General features: G+C 36.3%; 20 protein-coding genes and 1 pseudogene. 4 read left to right on the forward strand and 17 right to left on the reverse strand.

Features of this window, described 5'->3' with window-relative positions:
- Positions 1–61: 61 nt before the first annotated feature.
- Positions 62–2,122 carry a glucose-specific PTS transporter subunit IIBC gene (gene ptsG / locus ACIQ7L_RS06730; RefSeq protein WP_097896689.1) on the reverse strand — a complete coding sequence of 687 codons (2,061 nt, stop codon included), beginning with the start codon at positions 2,120–2,122 and terminating at the stop codon, positions 62–64.
- A gap of 337 nt (positions 2,123–2,459) precedes the next feature.
- Positions 2,460–3,308 (reverse strand): glucose PTS transporter transcription antiterminator GlcT, encoded by an 849-nt coding sequence (gene glcT, locus ACIQ7L_RS06735; RefSeq protein ID WP_400567699.1) that lies wholly within the window; start codon positions 3,306–3,308, stop codon positions 2,460–2,462.
- 164 nt (positions 3,309–3,472) lie between these two features.
- Between glcT and ACIQ7L_RS06740 the strand changes: the two genes are divergently transcribed.
- Complete coding sequence (locus ACIQ7L_RS06740; protein ID WP_400567701.1) at positions 3,473–4,291, forward strand: HAD family hydrolase; 819 nt, start codon at positions 3,473–3,475, stop codon at positions 4,289–4,291.
- Between the two features lie 74 nt (positions 4,292–4,365).
- Here the strand turns inward: ACIQ7L_RS06740 and phnF are convergent, their stop codons facing one another.
- From phnF to ACIQ7L_RS06770, 6 genes are all read right to left on the reverse strand, one after another.
- Positions 4,366–5,097, reverse strand: coding sequence for a phosphonate metabolism transcriptional regulator PhnF (phnF, locus tag ACIQ7L_RS06745; RefSeq protein ID WP_097896695.1), 732 nt, complete (start codon positions 5,095–5,097; stop codon positions 4,366–4,368).
- Positions 5,027–5,815 carry a glucosamine-6-phosphate deaminase gene (locus ACIQ7L_RS06750; RefSeq protein ID WP_400567703.1) on the reverse strand — a complete coding sequence of 263 codons (789 nt, stop codon included), beginning with the start codon at positions 5,813–5,815 and terminating at the stop codon, positions 5,027–5,029. The genes phnF and ACIQ7L_RS06750 overlap by 71 nt, the downstream gene beginning before the upstream one ends.
- A 4-nt stretch (positions 5,816–5,819) precedes the next feature.
- Positions 5,820–6,962: an N-acetylglucosamine-6-phosphate deacetylase gene (gene nagA, locus ACIQ7L_RS06755; RefSeq protein ID WP_400568170.1), complete on the reverse strand. Its 1,143-nt coding sequence runs from the start codon at positions 6,960–6,962 to the stop codon at positions 5,820–5,822.
- A 271-nt stretch (positions 6,963–7,233) separates the two neighbouring features.
- Complete coding sequence (locus ACIQ7L_RS06760; protein ID WP_400567705.1) at positions 7,234–8,136, reverse strand: ComEC/Rec2 family competence protein; 903 nt, start codon at positions 8,134–8,136, stop codon at positions 7,234–7,236.
- A 79-nt stretch (positions 8,137–8,215) separates the two neighbouring features.
- Positions 8,216–8,788: an SMC-Scp complex subunit ScpB gene (scpB, locus tag ACIQ7L_RS06765; protein ID WP_400567707.1), complete on the reverse strand. Its 573-nt coding sequence runs from the start codon at positions 8,786–8,788 to the stop codon at positions 8,216–8,218.
- Between the two features lie 122 nt (positions 8,789–8,910).
- Positions 8,911–9,645 carry a segregation/condensation protein A gene (locus ACIQ7L_RS06770; RefSeq protein ID WP_400567708.1) on the reverse strand — a complete coding sequence of 245 codons (735 nt, stop codon included), beginning with the start codon at positions 9,643–9,645 and terminating at the stop codon, positions 8,911–8,913.
- A 169-nt stretch (positions 9,646–9,814) separates the two neighbouring features.
- On the opposite strand from ACIQ7L_RS06770, the gene ACIQ7L_RS06775 reads away from it, so the two are divergent.
- A complete protein-coding gene (locus tag ACIQ7L_RS06775) occupies positions 9,815–9,910 on the forward strand; it encodes a YjcZ family sporulation protein (RefSeq protein WP_400567710.1) in 96 nt (31 codons plus the stop codon).
- 94 nt (positions 9,911–10,004) lie between these two features.
- Positions 10,005–10,523: a DUF309 domain-containing protein gene (locus tag ACIQ7L_RS06780; RefSeq protein WP_400567712.1), complete on the forward strand. Its 519-nt coding sequence runs from the start codon at positions 10,005–10,007 to the stop codon at positions 10,521–10,523.
- 20 nt (positions 10,524–10,543) lie between these two features.
- Here ACIQ7L_RS06780 and ACIQ7L_RS06785 read toward each other — a convergent pair whose 3' ends face one another.
- The gene (locus tag ACIQ7L_RS06785; protein WP_097896707.1) at positions 10,544–10,912 is read right to left on the reverse strand and encodes a GNAT family N-acetyltransferase; all 369 of its coding nucleotides are present in this window, start codon (positions 10,910–10,912) and stop codon (positions 10,544–10,546) included.
- Between the two features lie 378 nt (positions 10,913–11,290).
- Positions 11,291–11,728, reverse strand: a complete 438-nt coding sequence (locus ACIQ7L_RS06790; RefSeq protein WP_097896709.1) for a peptidylprolyl isomerase — start codon at positions 11,726–11,728, stop codon at positions 11,291–11,293.
- A 187-nt stretch (positions 11,729–11,915) separates the two neighbouring features.
- On the opposite strand from ACIQ7L_RS06790, the gene ACIQ7L_RS06795 reads away from it, so the two are divergent.
- Positions 11,916–12,782, forward strand: a complete 867-nt coding sequence (locus ACIQ7L_RS06795) for a DUF1002 domain-containing protein (RefSeq protein ID WP_400567713.1) — start codon at positions 11,916–11,918, stop codon at positions 12,780–12,782.
- Between the two features lie 222 nt (positions 12,783–13,004).
- On the opposite strand, the gene ACIQ7L_RS06800 is transcribed toward ACIQ7L_RS06795, so the two are convergent.
- The 7 genes and pseudogenes from ACIQ7L_RS06800 to ACIQ7L_RS06830 all read right to left on the reverse strand — a co-directional run.
- Positions 13,005–13,808, reverse strand: coding sequence for a Cof-type HAD-IIB family hydrolase (locus ACIQ7L_RS06800; RefSeq protein WP_400567715.1), 804 nt, complete (start codon positions 13,806–13,808; stop codon positions 13,005–13,007).
- A gap of 94 nt (positions 13,809–13,902) precedes the next feature.
- Positions 13,903–15,375 (reverse strand): spore germination protein, encoded by a 1,473-nt coding sequence (locus tag ACIQ7L_RS06805; RefSeq protein WP_400567716.1) that lies wholly within the window; start codon positions 15,373–15,375, stop codon positions 13,903–13,905.
- On the reverse strand, positions 15,353–15,931 hold the full coding sequence (gene spoVAEA, locus ACIQ7L_RS06810; RefSeq protein ID WP_400567717.1) for a stage V sporulation protein SpoVABEA: 579 nt from the start codon (positions 15,929–15,931) through the stop codon (positions 15,353–15,355). The genes ACIQ7L_RS06805 and spoVAEA overlap by 23 nt, the downstream gene beginning before the upstream one ends.
- Before the next feature lie 5 nt (positions 15,932–15,936).
- Positions 15,937–16,287 (reverse strand): stage V sporulation protein AE, encoded by a 351-nt coding sequence (gene spoVAE, locus ACIQ7L_RS06815; protein WP_335358514.1) that lies wholly within the window; start codon positions 16,285–16,287, stop codon positions 15,937–15,939.
- Between the two features lie 3 nt (positions 16,288–16,290).
- Positions 16,291–17,307: a stage V sporulation protein AD gene (spoVAD, locus tag ACIQ7L_RS06820; protein WP_400567719.1), complete on the reverse strand. Its 1,017-nt coding sequence runs from the start codon at positions 17,305–17,307 to the stop codon at positions 16,291–16,293.
- A 12-nt stretch (positions 17,308–17,319) separates the two neighbouring features.
- On the reverse strand, positions 17,320–17,778 hold the full coding sequence (gene spoVAC / locus ACIQ7L_RS06825) for a stage V sporulation protein AC (protein WP_400567721.1): 459 nt from the start codon (positions 17,776–17,778) through the stop codon (positions 17,320–17,322).
- 23 nt (positions 17,779–17,801) lie between these two features.
- Positions 17,802–17,984 (reverse strand): annotated as a pseudogene (locus ACIQ7L_RS06830) (stage V sporulation protein AA); the annotation flags it as partial.
- Positions 17,985–18,056 lie beyond the last annotated feature (72 nt).

Genomic DNA, 18,056 nt, shown 5'->3' on the forward strand with positions numbered 1-18,056 from the left:
CTAGGCGATGTTCGGTCAACCACATCGCCTAGTATAATTATAAACATTTTGCGTCAATTTCTTACTGAATGTCAATAATATCGGCTTCGCCTTTCTTGACATTACCTTCTTTTTTCAGCTCAACTTGTTGTCCTTGCCCTAAATTTGTAAAAATAATTGGTGTGATAATAGATGGTGCATTTTCTTTTACAAATGCTATATCCACTTTCAATAATGGTTGTCCTTGTTTCACTTTATCACCTTGTGCTACAAGTGTTTCAAAACCTTCACCATTTAATTTTACAGTATCAATACCAAAGTGAATTAAAATTTCTTTTCCAGCTTCAGATTGAATACCAATTGCATGCTTTGTTGGGAATACATTGACAATCTCACCGTCAACTGGAGAAACTACTGTTCCTTCTGTTGGCTCAATTGCGAACCCATCGCCCATCATTTTCCCTGAAAATACTTGATCAGGTACTTCTGTAATCGGTAAAATTTTACCTTCAATTGGAGATACAATTGTTTCATTTGTATCAGTTTGTTGTACAGTTTCTTTCGCTTTTACAGGCTCTTCTTTTGCAACATGCACTGCACGACCTGCCATAATATCTTGAATTTGTGATTTTAACGTATCAGATTTTGGACCGAATATAGCTTGAATATTGTTACCAACTTCAAGAACACCTGCTGCTCCAAGCTCTTTTAAACGATCTTTATTTACATCCTTTTGATCTTTTACTTGAACGCGTAAACGTGTAATACAAGCATCTAAAGAAGCAATGTTTTCTTTTCCGCCAAGTGCTACTAAAATCTCACCTGGAAGCTCGCCTGCTTCTACTGTTCCTGCTCCATCAGTATCTGCCACTACTTCACGACCTGGTGTTTTTAAATCCCATTTACGGATTGCAAAGCGGAATCCGAAGTAGTAAATCACTGCTAATACAAGACCAACAACAATTACCCACCACCATGCAGTACGATTCGGTAATACACCAAATAACATAAAGTCAATAAAACCACCAGAGAATGTCATCCCGATTTTAACGCCTAAAATTTGCATAGTCATAAATGATAAACCAGCGAATACAGCATGTATTCCGAATAATACTGGTGCTACGAATAAGAATGAAAATTCAAGTGGTTCTGTAATACCTGTTAAGAAAGATGTTAACGCAGCAGATCCTAAAATACCAGCTGCTAGTTTTTTATTTTCTGGACGTGCCTCATGATACATCGCTAACGCTGCTGCTGGAAGACCGAACATCATGAACGGATATTTACCTGTTGTAAATGTACCAGCTGTTAATTCCACGCCATCTTTTAACTGTGCCATGAAAATCTTTTGGTCACCGTGGATAATGTCACCTGCGGCATTTGTATATTGACCAAATTCAAACCAGAATGGTGCATAGAAAATATGATGCAATCCAAATGGAATTAACGATCGCTCAATTAAACCGAATATAAATGCTGCCAATGTTTTATTTGCATCAATCATTTGATGCGAGAATGCATTCAAACCGCCTTGAATTGGAGGCCAAACAAAGCACATTACAATCCCTAAAATTAACGAGAATGTTGCTGTTGCAATTGGCACGAAACGTTTACCAGCAAAGAATCCTAAGTATGGTGGTAATTCAATATTAAAGTACTTATTATAACAATATGCTGCTAATATACCTACAAGTATACCCCCAAACACTCCCGTTTGAAGCGTTGGGATACCTAATACATTTGCATATGCTGGATCTGTAAAACCAGTTTTAACTGGAATTTTGTCACTTGTAATTGTAACAAATTTCTCTACTCCTAAGAATACGCTCATCGTTTTGTTCATGATTAAGTATCCAACGAAGGCTGCTAACCCAGCTACTCCGTCTCCACCTGCTAATCCGATGGCAACCCCTACTGCGAATAATAATGCAAGGTTTGCGAAAATAATATCACCAGATTGTTCCATAATTTTTGCAACTAGAACAAACCAATCTGCCTTTAAAGCAGGAACTAGATTTGTTAACTGTGGATTTTGAAATGCATTACCAAATCCAAGTAAAATACCTGCTGCCGGTAAAATCGCTACTGGAAGCATAAGCGCTTTTCCGACTTTTTGAAGAACACCAAAGATCTTCTTAAACATGGAAACACTTCCTCTCTTATCTATATTGATGCTTTTCGACAAACGTCAAAAAGGCATGAGGAAAAAAAGATAGAACGATAGCTATACAAAGGGTAGTATGTCCCTTTATCTAGCTTGCATTCCTTACTTTTCTCCACTCATGCCTGATCGAATCAGTAACACGTGTCAAAAATAAGTTTACGTATAAGTTCACTATTTTAAAGCAAACGTTTTCGTTATTTGCTTTAACTTGTTTGTCGAAATTTGTATAACTGTGCAAGGTTTATTATACATAACAATTGTAAGCGATTCAATCATTTTTTCTAACGTTTTCATTTTAGACAAAAATACGTGTCTTTTACACATGCTCTGCTTTTACTAATCTTTGCAAGTGCATCGTTAAATAAATGCTTTCCGCTTCGTACACAGGAAGCTGTAATTCCTGCTGCATCACCTTCACAAGCTTCCAAGCTAAATTATAACAAACGGGATACTCTGCTTTTAATAAATCAGCAAACCCTTGTGCTTCTTCTACCTTTTCTCCCTTTTTCACCCGTTCAATTGCATATTGCAAATGACGAATAAGGCGTAAATAATGAATGCTTTCTCGATCTAATGTAAGATGTAGATTTTTTTCAATTAAAGAAACGAGCTGTGCAATAAGACGAGAGTTTTGATTAACAGAAGATAAATCAGAATTTGTGAGCGAACTATAAATATGAAGTGCAATAAAACCAATTTCTCCTTCTGGTAATGTAATGTGCAAACGAGAATTCAGGAGCTGCACAACTCCTTCAGCAATTTTATATTCTTCTGGATATAACATTTTCGTTTCAACTAAAAAAGGATTATCTATTGTAAAACCTTGTTTTAATCTTTTGATCGCAAAAGAAATGTGATCTGTTAAGGCAATATGAATATGTTCGTTTAATGGCGATTGCACCTTCTCTTGAATATATAGCATAATATCATTCATCAATTCAATTAACTTTTCGCTCACGTGTGGCACTAAAAGCTTATATTGTTCACGATCACGTTCATTTTTTAAAACAAACATTTTTTCAATTTGTTCAGCCTCTAACACATCTTTTGCTTTCTTCCCAAATCCAATCCCCTTGCCGATCACTACTACTTCCTCATGTTCTAGATGGCTCGCAATGATGACATTATTATTTAAAACTTTTTTAATTTCTAGATAATTATTCATATAACACCACCCTCGTCCTTAAATAACCTACTTTTATGTTACAGAACATTCTTCTTTTTCGTCAATGCAAACATCTACCATTTTAGAAAAAGTTGTTTTTTAGACATGATTATATAAGATGCGTATAATATAAGAGCAGATGTACATAGAAAGGGGAGAGCAACATGATTAAAATGTTTGTAAGCGATATAGATGGTACGATGATGCAACATGGAGGTTTCATTGATCAACAAGATATTGCCGCACTTCGTAGTCTCGCAGATCAAAATGTAATTCTTTGTTTCGCCTCTGGCAGGCTTGATAATGAAATCGCTGGTTTAATGAAGGAAGTTGGTACTCAATTTCACCGCATCAGTGTGAACGGTGTTTTTGTATATACACATGAAAATAAACAACTACTGTCTGCCACGTTTGATTCCAGCATTTTACCTGAGCTGTTATCAATAACACAAGAAAAACCGTATTTTCGTTATGTAAGTGATGAACATACTTATTACATTGAAGAAAAAACACCTTTTATCCATGAGCTTGAAAAACAAGTGATGATGACTTCTGTTGAAGAACCAAATTTATTACAAAAAATTGATGATACGATCTTCCCAAATAAAATTTCTGTTGGTGGCACAAACGAAGACTTACAAGTACTTCAGAAAAAAATTGATGAGAAATTCAGCGGCAAAGTCAGTACTTTTATCTCGGCCGAGCAATGCTTAGATGTCATACCGCCAAATATTAGCAAAGGATCAGCCATCTCTATTTTATTACAAGAGTTTCAAGTCAAACCTGAAGAAATCGCTTGTATCGGTGATTCTTACAATGATATTCCTATGTTCAATTTAACACCCCATAGCTTTGCCATGTCACAAGCTCATGATGCAGTGAAAGAACATGCACATTATATCGTAGACTCTGTAAAAGACGCTATCGAACACGTGCTAGCTTACAACTCAAAGCAAAATAAAAATACGACTCACTCCATATAAGAATGAGTCGTATTTTTATTCCTCTAAATACCAAACAAGTCAAAATTTCACTGTACATCGCAACATAAAGTATATTACTTGTTTCGTGAAATACTCGTAATAAACTTATAGCGATCACCACGATAAATACATTTCACATATTCTAACGGTAATTCACCCTCTGCATATGACCATTGTCTCATCACAAGTACAGGCGCCTTTTTAGGAATATGCAAATGATCAGCCTCATTATCTGTTGCAATGGATGCTTCAATTGCTTGCGTAGCACGAATAAGTTTAAAACCTAACTTTTGCTCCAAATGTTCGTATAAAGATTGTTGCAAAATTTCTTCGTTAATATCTTTTACAAGAGTTGGCGACAAATATGTCGTCTCAAAAGCAATCGGCTCATCATCAGCTAAACGGATACGTCTCACTTCATAAACCGATTCTCCTTCTTGTATTCTAAGCCGGTCTGCTATTTTAGCAGTAGCAGGAACTAAGCCGAAACTTAATAATTGACTGCTTGGTTTCAGACCACGAGAAAGCATATCTTCTGTAAATCCCGTCATCCCTTGCAGCTTTTGCTCCACTTTTGGAAGTTGAACAAACGTTCCAATTCCACGTTTTCGATATAAATAGCCTTGTTCCACTAAGTTATTAATTGCCTGTCTGATTGTCATGCGACTTACTTCGAATTTATCACAAAGTTCATTCTCAGATGGAATTTTATCTCCCGGCTTCCATTCACCGTCCTCAATTAGCTGTTTCACCCACTCTTGAATCTGATAATAGATCGGAAATGGTGAATATTTGTCGATGTTCATCAGCAATCGCCTCACTGCATAAAGATAGAGCTTCTGGATCAGCAATTACGGTTACATTCGGATGACGTTGCAGAACTGTAGCAGGACACGCTTCACTATATTCACCTTGCAATAATTCCTTAATTGCTTCTGCTTTTTTCGGTCCCATAGCAATAAGTAGAATTTGCTTCGCTTTCATGATGCTCCCAATCCCCATTGTAATTGCATGAGTTGGCACATCTTCTTCTTTTTCGAAGAAACGAAGGTTTGCTTGGCGAGTAGACTCTGTTAATTCTACAATGTGAGTTGGAGAATCCAAAGCTGTTCCTGGCTCGTTAAATCCGATGTGACCGTTTTCACCGATTCCAAGAATCTGTAGGTCAACTGGGTTAGCTGCTAAAATGTGTTCATAGCGCTTACATTCTTCTTCTAAATTACTTGCCATCCCATTTGGTACATAAGTTTCTTTAAATGGAAGATAATCAAACAACTGTTCTTGCATAAAGTAACGATAGCTATTTTTATCTTCATTTGGTAAATTTACGTACTCATCTAAGTTTACAGTGGTTACACGGCTTGTATCAAGTTTATTTTTTCGCATTTCTGCATAGATCCCCAGTGGAGAGCTTCCTGTAGCCATTCCTAATGTTGGATTTTCTTTTGAGTTTATAACTTCTTCAATTAATTTATAGCCTGCTTCTGCTAATTCTTCTGAAGTTTTTACAACAAGAATATTCATCTATTTACTTCCCTTCTTTCATATGGATTCCTAATCGAACTGTATCATATACATGTAAATCTTCTGTCATGACAACAAAATCTGCATCTTTGCCTACCACTAATGCACCTTTTCTATTTAATCCAAATTCTCCCGCTTGGTTAACTGATGTCATAAGTACAGCATCCTCAATTGAACATCCTGTAAATTCAATTACATTTCGGAACGCTTGATCCATTTTTAAAATACTACCAGCTAATGTTCCATCTTCTAATCGAGCACTACCATCTTTTACATGTACAGGCTGTCCGCCAAGTTCATATAATCCATCTTCTAGACCCTTTGCACGCATTGCGTCAGTAATAACACTTATTTTTTTCGGACCTTTTAATTTATATGCCAGTTTCACCATATCTGGGTGAATGTGAATACCATCTGTAATCATTTCAACCATTACATCTGGATTTAATAACACATGACCAACAACCCCTGGTTCACGGTGATGTAAACCTCGCATTTGATTATATAAATGTGTTGCATGTGTAATTTTTCTGTTTTTTAATTGTGCATCAATTGCATCTGTATGTCCCATTGTGCCAACAACACCAGTTTCAGCAAGATACTGTTCAAATTCTGCCGCCCCTTCTTCTTCTGGTGCATATGTTACTAATTTAATTAAATTGCCACTTACTTCTTGCCATTGTTTAAATTGTTCAATATTGGCAGGAACAATATGTTCAAGAGGTTGTGCTCCCGCACGTTTTTTTGAAACATACGGTCCTTCTAAGTGAATATATTCAAAATGTGCTCCTTTTTCTTTCGCTTCTTTTGCAGCACTTAATGCCGCTTCAATTGCTTCTGAAGCTTGTGTCATTGTTGTTGGGAAGTAAGTTGTAACTCCTTCTTTTAACATTTCTTTACCAAGAGTTACTAAACCATCGCTATTTGCATCCATCGCATCAATATCGTATCCACCATGAATATGAACATCAATCATACCCGGAATCATAATTTTTCTTTCTGCATCAAAAACAGTTTCATTTTCTTGTGATACATATTGAGCCATCAAACCAATTTCTTTAATTGTTTCTGCGTAACGAATAAATCCTCTTTCCATTACTTCTTGGCCTGTATAAATTTTGGCATTGATGACAACTTGCGTTTTCATTTTCATCGATCCTTTCCCATGAAATACCTACTTGTTATTAGTACCTATTTGTCTAATTCTATCTTAATATACACACAAGTAGTTGTCTATACATTTGAATGGAAATTTCCTCTTCTTTCAGCAAAAAAGGAAATTTATTTGTTTTCTTCTTTAATTATAATATATATTATTCTTTTTTTCCAAAAGGAGACAATGAACCTTTTATGAAAGTTCATCATGATCCTTTATTTTCATTTCCCTGCTCAGCATTTATAGGTTCTTAACTACTTCTCTACTTTAACAATGGAAGCGGTATATTTGACCATATGGAAATATGGTCCCCGTCTGTCTCCATCTCCACTGTTCGTTTATTTGTTCCATACACCATTACACCACATTTTTTCAATCTCTTTACCACACTTTGATGAGGATGACCATATGGGTTTTTGCTACCGTAAGAAAGAATAGCAAATGAAGGATCCACCCTTTTCAAAAATACTTCGCTCGTTGATGTGTATGAACCATGATGACCTACTTTTAATACATCTGCATGTACATCATACTGCTTTAATATTTTATTTTCAGTTTGTATATCAGCATCTCCCATTAATAAAAAATCAGCCTTACCATATCGAATCTTTAGAACAATGGAGGATTCATTATTTTCGTCCTTTGATTTTCCATTGTTTAACACTTGAATGGACACATGGGGATCTAACGGGATATGTTGTCCTTGTTTTACACGAACAAACGGAATCCCTCTCTTTTTAATATTGCTCCTATACGTATGATATGTAAAAGAACTATACGTTTTCCCACTATCTAATACAAGCGATACCGGCATTTGTTCTATAATTGGAATAAGTCCGCCTATATGATCCATATCTGGATGAGTCCCTACTACTACGTCTAAATGGTTAATTCCTTTTTCAATTAATTTTTGAATAATTTCTTCTCCCGCTTCATAAGGACCTCCATCAATTAACATCGTTTGACCATTCGGTAAAGTAATTAGCGTGGCATCACCTTGCCCTACCTTAAAAAAACTCACTTTCATTTTCCCTAAATGTGGACGTTGCACAGCAAAAGAGGACGCAGTATGAACAGACATCATATATCTTTTAGCAGATGTACTGTTTAATGAACAACACAATAAAACAGAAACTAGCAATAGAATAATCCGTACACCTTTCATAATTCGTCTCCTTTTTTTCATTTAGTATGACACGCCGTGTATTTCATATACAAAAAAAGCTTAGCGAAGTGCTAAGCTTTCATTTTGATAATTCCTGCAAGGAACCAAAGAATAGGTCTGCTTCATTCATTTGTTCATTTTCCTCAGAAAGAACAGGTAAGTCATCTAATGTTTGCAATCCAAACGTATCTAAAAACTCTTTTGTCGTGCCATACAAAATAGGACGCCCTGGCCCTTCAGCTCTGCCAATTTCTTTGATAAGTAAGTGTGAAACTAGTGTTTGTAATGCTCTGTCCGTTTTCACACCACGAATCTCTTCCATTTCCGTTCTTGTAATTGGCTGACGATAAGCAACAATCGCCAATGTTTCAAGAGCTGCCTGAGAAAGAGAAGCTGCTGTTGGTGCATCCATTAACTTTTGATAATATAGCGCATGTTCTTTTTTGGTTACTAGACGGTACACTTTCGCAAATTGTACAATTTGTAATCCTCGCTGTATCCCTTCCCATTCTTTTTGCATCTCTTCAATCATTTGAACTACATCTTTCACTTCAATTTCAAGTACTTTTGCCATTTGTTCTGGATAAATCCCTTCATCCCCAGCAACAAATAAAAGTCCTTCAATAATTGCCATTTGTTCTTTTCTTTCCAAGTGTACAATCTCCTTTCTCATATCTTTTCCTCACCAAAAGTACTCATAAAAAAAAGCCGAATCACAGTAAATTGCGTCCGGTTCAACATCCCTTTTATCGTTCCAAACGATGCGGCAAAACTTTAATTAGATCGTGACAAAAAGATTTCATCAAAATTATGCTCTTGTTCAATAACAATTTGTTGATTTTTCATAAGCTCAAGTACAGCTAAAAAGGTTACCACCATTATTTCACGCTCTTCATCAGCAAATAAATCATAAAAACTTTGACGATCACCTACTGTATCTAATTGCTGTAAAATATCAGTCATGCGCTGTTCAATTGGTATTTCCTGACGAGTAATCCGCGTTGTTACTGGACGCTGTGATTTTTTACGGCGTATAAGTTTTTGAAACGCCGCTAGCATGTCATATAGCGTAACATCTAGCGGTAAATTCGTCTCCTCTTCCTGCTGAAACGATGTAAAATCGATTGGTGGACGTGTATACAGCTGTGCTCTTTCTTGTTCTCTCTCTTTTAACTCAGTAGCAACTTGCTTATATTTTTTATATTCAATTAACCGCTCCATTAACTCTTGACGAGGGTCATCTATAAAGTCTTCACCATTATCATGTACATCTTCCTCTTGTTTCGGTAACAACATCTTACTTTTAATTTGCAATAGCGTTGCAGCCATCACCAAATACTCACTTGCAACATCTAATTGTAATTCTTTCATCGTATGAATGTAAGATAAATATTGCTCTGTAATTTCCGCTACAGGAATATTATATATATCAATTTCATAGCGATGAATTAAATGTAACAATAGATCTAAAGGCCCTTCAAAAGCCTCAACTTTAAAATTATATTGCACAAAACATCCCACCACATTTTTTCTATAACAACATAAGTATAGAGCATACTTATGTTCTATCCAACCTTTTTGAGAAATTTAATTTAAAATAGACACCAGCCCATACAATAATGCCCACCTCTTCATATGATAGCAGTGTAGTAAGAACAATGTAGGAGGTACAAAAACTATGGGCCATTCTGATTGTGGTTTTCACGGCGGTTTCGCTTTACTTGTTGTACTATTTATTTTATTAATCATTGTAGGAGCGGCTTGCTTCTGCTAATGCAGACTGTAGTAAACGGCTAGAGAACTTCTCTAGCCGTTTACTACTTATATGATAAACTGTACATAAAACCCGTTAGACAGGAGCGAAAAAGATGTATCCTAAAGCATACATACAGTTTTTAATTCATTTTCATGGAGACTACGATTATTTTGAATGTCATGAGGTGCTAGAAGAACATTGGAAATTAAAGCCACGAGGAGATCGTGATAACTACTGGGTTGGTTTTATTCAAATTGCCGTTTCTTTATACCACCAAAGACGATCAAATTGGAATGGTGCGGCAAAAATGATGAAAAGCGCAATTTCCATCTTAGAAAAAGAACGTGATCACATACATTCATTAGGACTAGATGATCAACAACTTTTATCTTTACTCAAAAAACAATTACAGTCTATTCTTGCAAAAGCAACTTTTACACCTATATTTTTACCTTTTTCAGATACCGCTTTAGAAAACACATGCGTACAATTATGTTTTGAAAATGACCTCCCTTGGAAAAATATTCATTCTCTTCCTAGTGAATATATTATCCACAAGCACACATTGCGTAATCGAGACGCTATCATTTTCGAGCGAAACGAACAACTAACAAAAAGAAAGCAGAGATGATTACATTTCCATCTCTGCTTTCATGAATGTATATTTTGTTCAAATCCCTTACATTTTTCGCAAAAACTAGCTGTTTGCTCGTTCCCACAAATTGTAACACCATGAAACTTATCTTTTAATTCTTGAACCATCTTTGTCCCAATTCCCATATGACGATGAGATGGATTCACACTAAGGTGTTGAATTTCTAATACATGATCTTCCTTTTTAATAACCCCGACTATCCCAACAAAATCATCATTTTGTTTCCACAAATACAATTGCCAATTGTCTTTTGTATCATATTCTTTCATTGTCAATTGTAATGTTTTCACATCTTTTTCAGTTGGCATAAAAGAAAGAAGCCCCATTGCAATCTTTTCATAACTTTTTTTAAAACGAATTAACATAACCCTTATCCCTTCTTAGCAAAAGTTACAAACCATTTATCCCCTTAACCACTATTTCTATATCATATCTATTTTACAATATTTTCACTATAGTGAGAAGGGCCGTCAAAGCAACTTGATAATCATACAAAGAGAAATTCGGAAAGTCAACTGTACATAAACTCATTAATCATACGAAACCCTACCATATTTTATATATGTTTGCGAAAGACCGTTCTCAGCATAACATCATTTTAATGTAAAAAAATTCGTCCTCCCACTTTATCATTTACTGCATGTTACCCTCCAATTCCTGTTTGTAAAATAAAAATCTACAATTGATAATGAGCAACTTATTTTCTGCAAACAAAAAAAGAGAGCTAACTAGCTCTCTTTAACTTATTCTTCCCAAACTTTAACTTCTTTCATTACATCGCCTTGACGCATGTTTAATACTGTTTCAATTCCGCTTGTAACTTTACCAAATACAGTATGTACACCATCTAAATGTGGTTGCGGCTCATGAACGACGAAGAATTGGCTACCACCTGTATTACGGCCAGCATGTGCCATAGAAAGTGATCCAACAACATGTCTGTGAGGGTTTCCTTCAGTTTCACATGGAATAGAATAACCAGGGCCACCTGCACCTGTTCCTGTTGGGTCTCCACCTTGGCTTACAAAACCAGGAATAACGCGGTGGAATGTAACACCATCATAAAATCCTTTGTCCGCTAATTTTTTAAAGTTTTCCACTGTTTTTGGTGCTTCCTCTGCAAAAAATTCTAATTCGATTTTTTCACCATTTTCCATTAATATGTATCCTAAAGTTTTCATACGTATATGTCTCCTTTCAACTATCTCAGCACTATATTACCATATTCATGCCCAGAAACAAAAAGAATCCGACAATCTTCATACTTCTTTTTTGAAATCTAGAAGAAGACAGATGACAAATACGAAAAATGTACTATAATAACTTTGTTGCCCGAAAATTCCAGAAAGAGAAAGGGAGCGATTTTTCGTGAAAACGAAATTATTAGCTCTGCTATTAGCTGTTACGGTATTTATGATTCCAACAGCTTCATTTGCAGACATAATTGAGGGAGAATCAATTGTTACATTAGGAGAAAATTTATCTGAACAACAAAAGCAAGATCTTTTGAAAGAAATGAAAGCACCAAAAGATGCACAAGTTATTACTGTATCTAATGCCGAAGAACATAAATTTCTAGAGGGTATCGTTCCACAATCGCAAATTGGTACGAAAGCTATTTCCTCTTCTATGATTACGTACACAAAACCAGGATCTGGTCTTATTGTACGAACGAAAAACATAAATTGGGTAACAGATGCAATGTACACAAACGCGTTAATTACAGCAGGTGTGAAAGATGCTGAGATTCAAATCACAGCGCCATTTAAAGTATCAGGAACAGCTGCTTTAACAGGTTTAATGAAGGCTTACGAAACAACATCGAAAAAAGAAATTCCTGAAGAAGTAAAAAAAGTCGCCAATGAGGAAATGGTACAAACAGCGAAACTTGGTGACAAAATCGGTGAGGACAAAGCTGTTCAACTTGTCACAAAAGTAAAAGAAGAAATTGCTAAAGAGCAGCCAAAAACAACAGAAGATTTACGTACACTGATCAAAAAAGTCGCCGATCAACTTGGTATTACGTTAACAGATGAGCAATTAGATAGCTTAGTTTCACTATTTGATAAAATGAAAAATTTAAATATTGACTGGAACCAAGTTAGTAGCCAATTAAATAAAGCGAAAGACCATGTGTCAGCCTTCTTAGGGTCTGAAGAAGGACAAGGATTCCTAGATAAAGTAAAAGATTTCTTCTCCAGTATCATTGATTTTATTAAATCGTTGTTTAAGTAATAAAAAGCTCGTCATTGACGAGCTTTTTCTATATAAATCCAAATTAAAACCCGACATAAACCCCTTCTTTTTATGAGAGAGAGCATCCAGCAATGCATAGAAGCGACCAGACCCTCTTCCTAGCCCATGCCAAGTGAAGACAAAGAGAGAAAATAAGTAGCGGTCACCTTTTTTCTTCGTAGCGGCAACTTATATGTCGAAAAATCAAAATAAATTTATGTATTATATAAGCAAAGGTAATTTCATAATGGCTTCTTCTACAGAACGGACGATATGATGCGCTTTTCCCTTTACATACGGGTGCGCATGATGAAGGGTAAAAGAATGCGGCGTTACTGCAAACATAGAAACATCATTAAAAGAATCCCCAATGCAAGCCACTTCATGTGCTTCAATTTTCAAATGCTCCATCAAACGTTTCAAAGCACTTCCTTTACTCACGCCCATTGGCATAATATCAACATAACGCTTTCCAGAAATAAAAATTTCAGCTTGCTCATGAAATGTTCCCCTTAGTTCTTGATCCAATGTCATAATTTTTTCCTCTTCTCCATACACAAATAACTTTGCTGGATGAACCGTTTTACCAAATTCCTCCTCCAGTGTTTCTATTTCAGCAATATGTACGCCCATATAATCTTCAAAAGCATGATGGTGTTCATTTTTCTTTTTCGTATATCTTTGCTCTTTTGTACACACGATATCAGCTAGTCTTTTGTCATGTATATATCGATATATTTCCTGGGCAACTCCATCATCAAATTTTGATTCATGAAATAGTTTTCCATTTGGTAATAACATTGTAGCCCCATTTAATCCCGTCGTATAATATGGAAAAGTGAACCTCCTAACCGCATCGTGAATTCGATGTGTAAAACGACCAGAAGCGAAGCAAATATTCGTCCCTTTTTCCGCCAGCCAGCGAAGTGCCTTTTCATCTTCCTCATGCATATGGCTCACATTATAAACCAGTGTATCGTCTAAATCACTTACAAATAATTTAATCATGCCCTCTTCCCCTTTCATACACAATGTCTACTCTAAGTGTACGAAAAAAATGTTGTTTTTTTGTTAAAAAATAATAAATTTATAATAAAAAATAAGCAGGAAGATACCCTGCTTATTTTTGCCTGCGTATATTTTGCGGATGTACAATACTTGGCCTTACTTTCAAACTAGACATCGTTGGGCGTAATAAAACTTTCGTTAACGCCCCCCAATCAAACGGTAGGAACGGCCATAAGTATGGTGTTTGTAAACTCTTAATGGATGTTAAAAATAGAATCAATATCGTTATTCCAATAACAAATCCCATTCCGTGAAACAATCCGGTTAAAATAATGACAAATAATTTCCCAAGCTTATTTCCAAGTCCTAATTCATAACTTGGTGTTGCATATATCCCAATCATCGTAACAGCTGTATATAAAATAACTTCTGGAACAAATAAGCCAACATCAATTGCAATTTGACCAATTAAAATTGCTGAAATCAATCCAGTAGCTGATGATAATGGAGTAGGCGTGTGAATGGCTGCCATTCGTAAAAATTCAAGCCCAATATCAGCCATCAGAACTTGTAACAAAATAGGTAAATGCGTCATTTTATTTGGACCAATGAAAGCAAGCTTCTCTGGCAAGAGTGTTGGGTCAAATACAAATACTAACCAAAATGGTAATAAAAATAGAGAAAATAAAATACCTATAAAACGTATCCATCTTAAAAATGTACCAACTGCAGGATTTTGTCTAAACTCTTCTGCATGCTGCACATGATGAAAATAGGTTGTTGGTGTAATCATAACGCTTGGAGATGTGTCAACAATGACTAATACGTGCCCTTCAAATAAATGAGTCGCTGCCACATCTGGTCTTTCCGTATAACGAATAAGCGGAAATGGATTATAACCTTGTTTTACTATAAATTCTTCAATCGTCTTGTCAGCCATCGTAATTCCATCTACATTAATGTTCTCTAGTTCTTGTTTAATAATCCTTACTAACTCTGGATTTGCAACATCTTGAACATAAGTAATACAAATATCCGTTTGTGATCTATTCCCTACCCGAATAATTTCATTTCGCAGACGTGGATCGCGGACACGTCTTCTAATCAATCCTGTATTTACAATAATATTCTCTACAAAACCATCTCTTGACCCGCGCACTACTTTTTCTGTATCTGGTTCTGTCGGTGTTCGTCCTGGATAACTACGAACATCGATTGCAAAGGCCTCTGTTTCACCTTCCACAAAGATAATAATAAGTCCCGATAATACTTGTAGCATTACCTCATCCATCGTTTTCACTTTACTTACTTGTTGATGAATAAGGCGATTTTCTAAAAGCTTAACTGTATCTTCTTCAACATCTCTTATTTCATTTGTATCTACTGCTTCTTCCAAAATGTGAATGATGTAGTTTGTATCACACAATCCATTTACAAACAATACACCAATTTTTTTATCAAGAATTTGAAATTTACGAATCCCAACATCAAATGTGACGCCCAGCCCAACTGTTTGTTTTAAGTAATTTTCATTGTCACTTAAAAACGAAGAAATAGGAATACTAACTTTTTTCTTTTTCGTCATAAAACCCGCTCCTTTCTAAAATTAATTGAATTGCTTTCTTTGTAATGGGCGATCCTCGCTCCCACTCATCATTTCCACACATCTTTCCAATATCGCCAATCCCAACAATAACAGGAACATTTAGTTCATCTAAGCAATAAATCGTATCCCCATTAATCCTGCCAATTTCGCCGTCAGGTAGCCCAAATTTATCAATACCGTATTCTGTTAACTGGCCCTCTCGGTCTACACTGACATCCACACGTGCCCATTCCCAATGGTGTGTATTAGATGCAACAGCTAAAATGCCAAGAACATCAATTTGTTTATGCGTTGCCACATATTTTAACGCCTTTTCTCCCGGACCTTCCCCAATAAATCCACTATCATCAAACATGACAAATACAGGGTCATATGGCGTTTGCATAATAAGCTCAACAATCTTCTGTCCTGTCAATTTAGTTGGATTGCTCTGCGATGCCGAGATACATCTTCCACCAAATTCCTTTGTTAACAGCTCAATTGCTCGCTTCGCATATTCATCTCCATCTGTCACCAAAATAACCCTTCGTCTCATTTGATTTATCCTTTCGGTTTACATATAAGTGCCACAAAAAACGCAAATAATATCGCCGCTGAAATTCCTGCGGAAGTCAAACTAAACATCCCAATTCCTATTCCTAAATACCCATGTTTTTCAGCGGCTTGTAATGCCCCGTGCAAAAGGGAATGCCCAAAGCTTGTAATGGGAACCGTCGCCCCAGCACCTGCAAATTTTATGAGTTTATCATATAGCCCAAAGCTATCTAAAATAGCTCCAATTACTACAAAAGTTGCCATTAAATGTGCAGGCGTTAATTTTGCAAAATCTAATAAAAGTTGTCCTACTACACAAATAGCTCCTCCAACGATAAATGCATATATAAAATCCACAATTCACCCCCCTTTTACTCTTTCAAATACAACGCCATGTGCAATTGTCGGGATTGTTTCTTTTTGATGCATCATAATCGGACTTAATAACGCTCCCGTTGCGACTACAAAAATACGCTGTAAATTTCCTTTTTGCATTTCTTGTAGTAAGTGTCCGTAAGTTACAACCGCTGAACAAGCACAGCCACTACCACCCGCAAAAACTTCTTCTTGATCCGCGTCATAAATCATTAATCCGCAATCATTATATATAGACCCGAGCTCATACCCTTCCTCAAACAAAAGTTGTTTCGTAATTGGCGTTCCAACCCCTGATAAATCACCAGTAACGATCAAATCATAATCTGCCGCACTTCTTCCTAGATCTTCAAAATGCTGTCGAATCGTATCAGCAGCAGCCGGTGCCATCGCCGAACCCATATCAAAAGGATTGGTAATTCCGAAATCCTGTACTTTCCCAATTGTTGCGGCCGTTATTTTAATATCACTGTACTCTTTGCTAATTAAAACTGTCCCTGCCCCAGTAACAGTGGAAGTCGCTGTTTTCGGTCTTTGTCCACCATACTCTGTCGGATAGCGAAATTGTCTTTCCGCAGTTGCATTATGACTACTGACTGTAGCGAGCACGCGGTTAGCAAACCCCCCATCAATAAAAGCTGCTCCAAGCGCTAAAGTCTCCATCGATGTAGCACAGGCACTGAACATACCTAAAAAAGGAATCCCGAGCTCACGAGCAACATAATTTGCTGTCACCGTTTGATTTAATAAATCACCTGCTAAAAAAAAATCAATCTGCGAATTTGATATATTCCCTTTTTGCATAACCTGCTGAATTGAATCGCTCATGAGTCTTCTTTCAGCGAGCTCCCAATTTTTCTCCCCGCAGTGTAAATTATCATATGAAATGTCAAAATACTTTCCAAGAGGACCTTCTGCTTCTTTTGGACCGACAGCCGTACCCGTTGCATTCACAAATATGTGATTTTGAAATACCCATGTTTGCTTTCCTGTCAATCTCATATCTATCCTCCTTTACGACATCAAAAGTTTAAACGTATATCGAATTAAACCAACAATGTATGCCCCAACAACACCGAACACAATTACACTCCCAGCAAGCTTAAACATATTTGTAGCAATCCCAAGGACAATCCCTTCACTGCGATGTTCCATTGCAGCGCTAGCCATAGAATTTGCAAATCCAGTAACAGGGACCGCCGAACCAGCCCCTCCAAATTGTCCGATTTTGTCATATACACCAAATCCGGTTAATATCGCTGACAATAATACAAGCGTTGCTATTGTAGGATTCCCGGCATCTTGCTCACTAAAATGAAAATAATGCATATAAAACTTCATCAGTACCTCTCCTACTGTACAAATAAGTCCTCCCACAACAAACGCCTTTACACAATTCATCACATAATTTGACTTTGGATGATAATCTTTCACTTTATTTATGTAGTCATCTTTCAACTTTCTTTGTGTCATCTTTATACCGCCCTCCTACTCGTTTTGCTAGCATCAATGACAACATGCGTTTTATCACGATCTGTAATTTTATAGACAAATTCATTTTGTATGTTTTCAAGTACACTGGCATCCCCAGCTATTTGAGAGATATCGGCAATCTTTACTGCATACGAAGGGGATACCTGTAGACCATTTCGCAGTTTGAGATAGATTGTTTGTCCCAACTCTATTCACCTCTTCACTATTCCTCGTAGTTGTAGTATGGTTTCTGGAAAATTTTCTAATACAACTTTTTT

Source organism: Bacillus sp. NPDC094106 (assembly GCF_044764345.1).
GTDB lineage: Bacteria > Bacillota > Bacilli > Bacillales > Bacillaceae_G > Bacillus_A.

What these genes read in the sequence shown, in the direction of transcription:
- ACIQ7L_RS06775 (WP_400567710.1), top strand. Translation starts at nt 9,815, where the DNA reads ATGGGCCATTCTGATTGTGGTTTTCACGGCGGTTTCGCTTTACTTGTT.
- nagA (WP_400568170.1), bottom strand. Translation starts at nt 6,962, where the DNA reads ATGAAAACGCAAGTTGTCATCAATGCCAAAATTTATACAGGCCAAGAA.
- ACIQ7L_RS06760 (WP_400567705.1), bottom strand. Translation starts at nt 8,136, where the DNA reads ATGAAAGGTGTACGGATTATTCTATTGCTAGTTTCTGTTTTATTGTGT.
- ptsG (WP_097896689.1), bottom strand. Translation starts at nt 2,122, where the DNA reads ATGTTTAAGAAGATCTTTGGTGTTCTTCAAAAAGTCGGAAAAGCGCTT.
- spoVAEA (WP_400567717.1), bottom strand. Translation starts at nt 15,931, where the DNA reads ATGAGACGAAGGGTTATTTTGGTGACAGATGGAGATGAATATGCGAAG.
- ACIQ7L_RS06800 (WP_400567715.1), bottom strand. Translation starts at nt 13,808, where the DNA reads ATGAAAGGGGAAGAGGGCATGATTAAATTATTTGTAAGTGATTTAGAC.
- ACIQ7L_RS06805 (WP_400567716.1), bottom strand. Translation starts at nt 15,375, where the DNA reads ATGACGAAAAAGAAAAAAGTTAGTATTCCTATTTCTTCGTTTTTAAGT.
- ACIQ7L_RS06740 (WP_400567701.1), top strand. Translation starts at nt 3,473, where the DNA reads ATGATTAAAATGTTTGTAAGCGATATAGATGGTACGATGATGCAACAT.
- spoVAD (WP_400567719.1), bottom strand. Translation starts at nt 17,307, where the DNA reads ATGAGATTGACAGGAAAGCAAACATGGGTATTTCAAAATCACATATTT.
- ACIQ7L_RS06780 (WP_400567712.1), top strand. Translation starts at nt 10,005, where the DNA reads ATGTATCCTAAAGCATACATACAGTTTTTAATTCATTTTCATGGAGAC.
- ACIQ7L_RS06750 (WP_400567703.1), bottom strand. Translation starts at nt 5,815, where the DNA reads ATGAATATTCTTGTTGTAAAAACTTCAGAAGAATTAGCAGAAGCAGGC.
- phnF (WP_097896695.1), bottom strand. Translation starts at nt 5,097, where the DNA reads ATGAACATCGACAAATATTCACCATTTCCGATCTATTATCAGATTCAA.
- ACIQ7L_RS06785 (WP_097896707.1), bottom strand. Translation starts at nt 10,912, where the DNA reads ATGTTAATTCGTTTTAAAAAAAGTTATGAAAAGATTGCAATGGGGCTT.
- glcT (WP_400567699.1), bottom strand. Translation starts at nt 3,308, where the DNA reads ATGAATAATTATCTAGAAATTAAAAAAGTTTTAAATAATAATGTCATC.
- spoVAC (WP_400567721.1), bottom strand. Translation starts at nt 17,778, where the DNA reads ATGACACAAAGAAAGTTGAAAGATGACTACATAAATAAAGTGAAAGAT.
- ACIQ7L_RS06790 (WP_097896709.1), bottom strand. Translation starts at nt 11,728, where the DNA reads ATGAAAACTTTAGGATACATATTAATGGAAAATGGTGAAAAAATCGAA.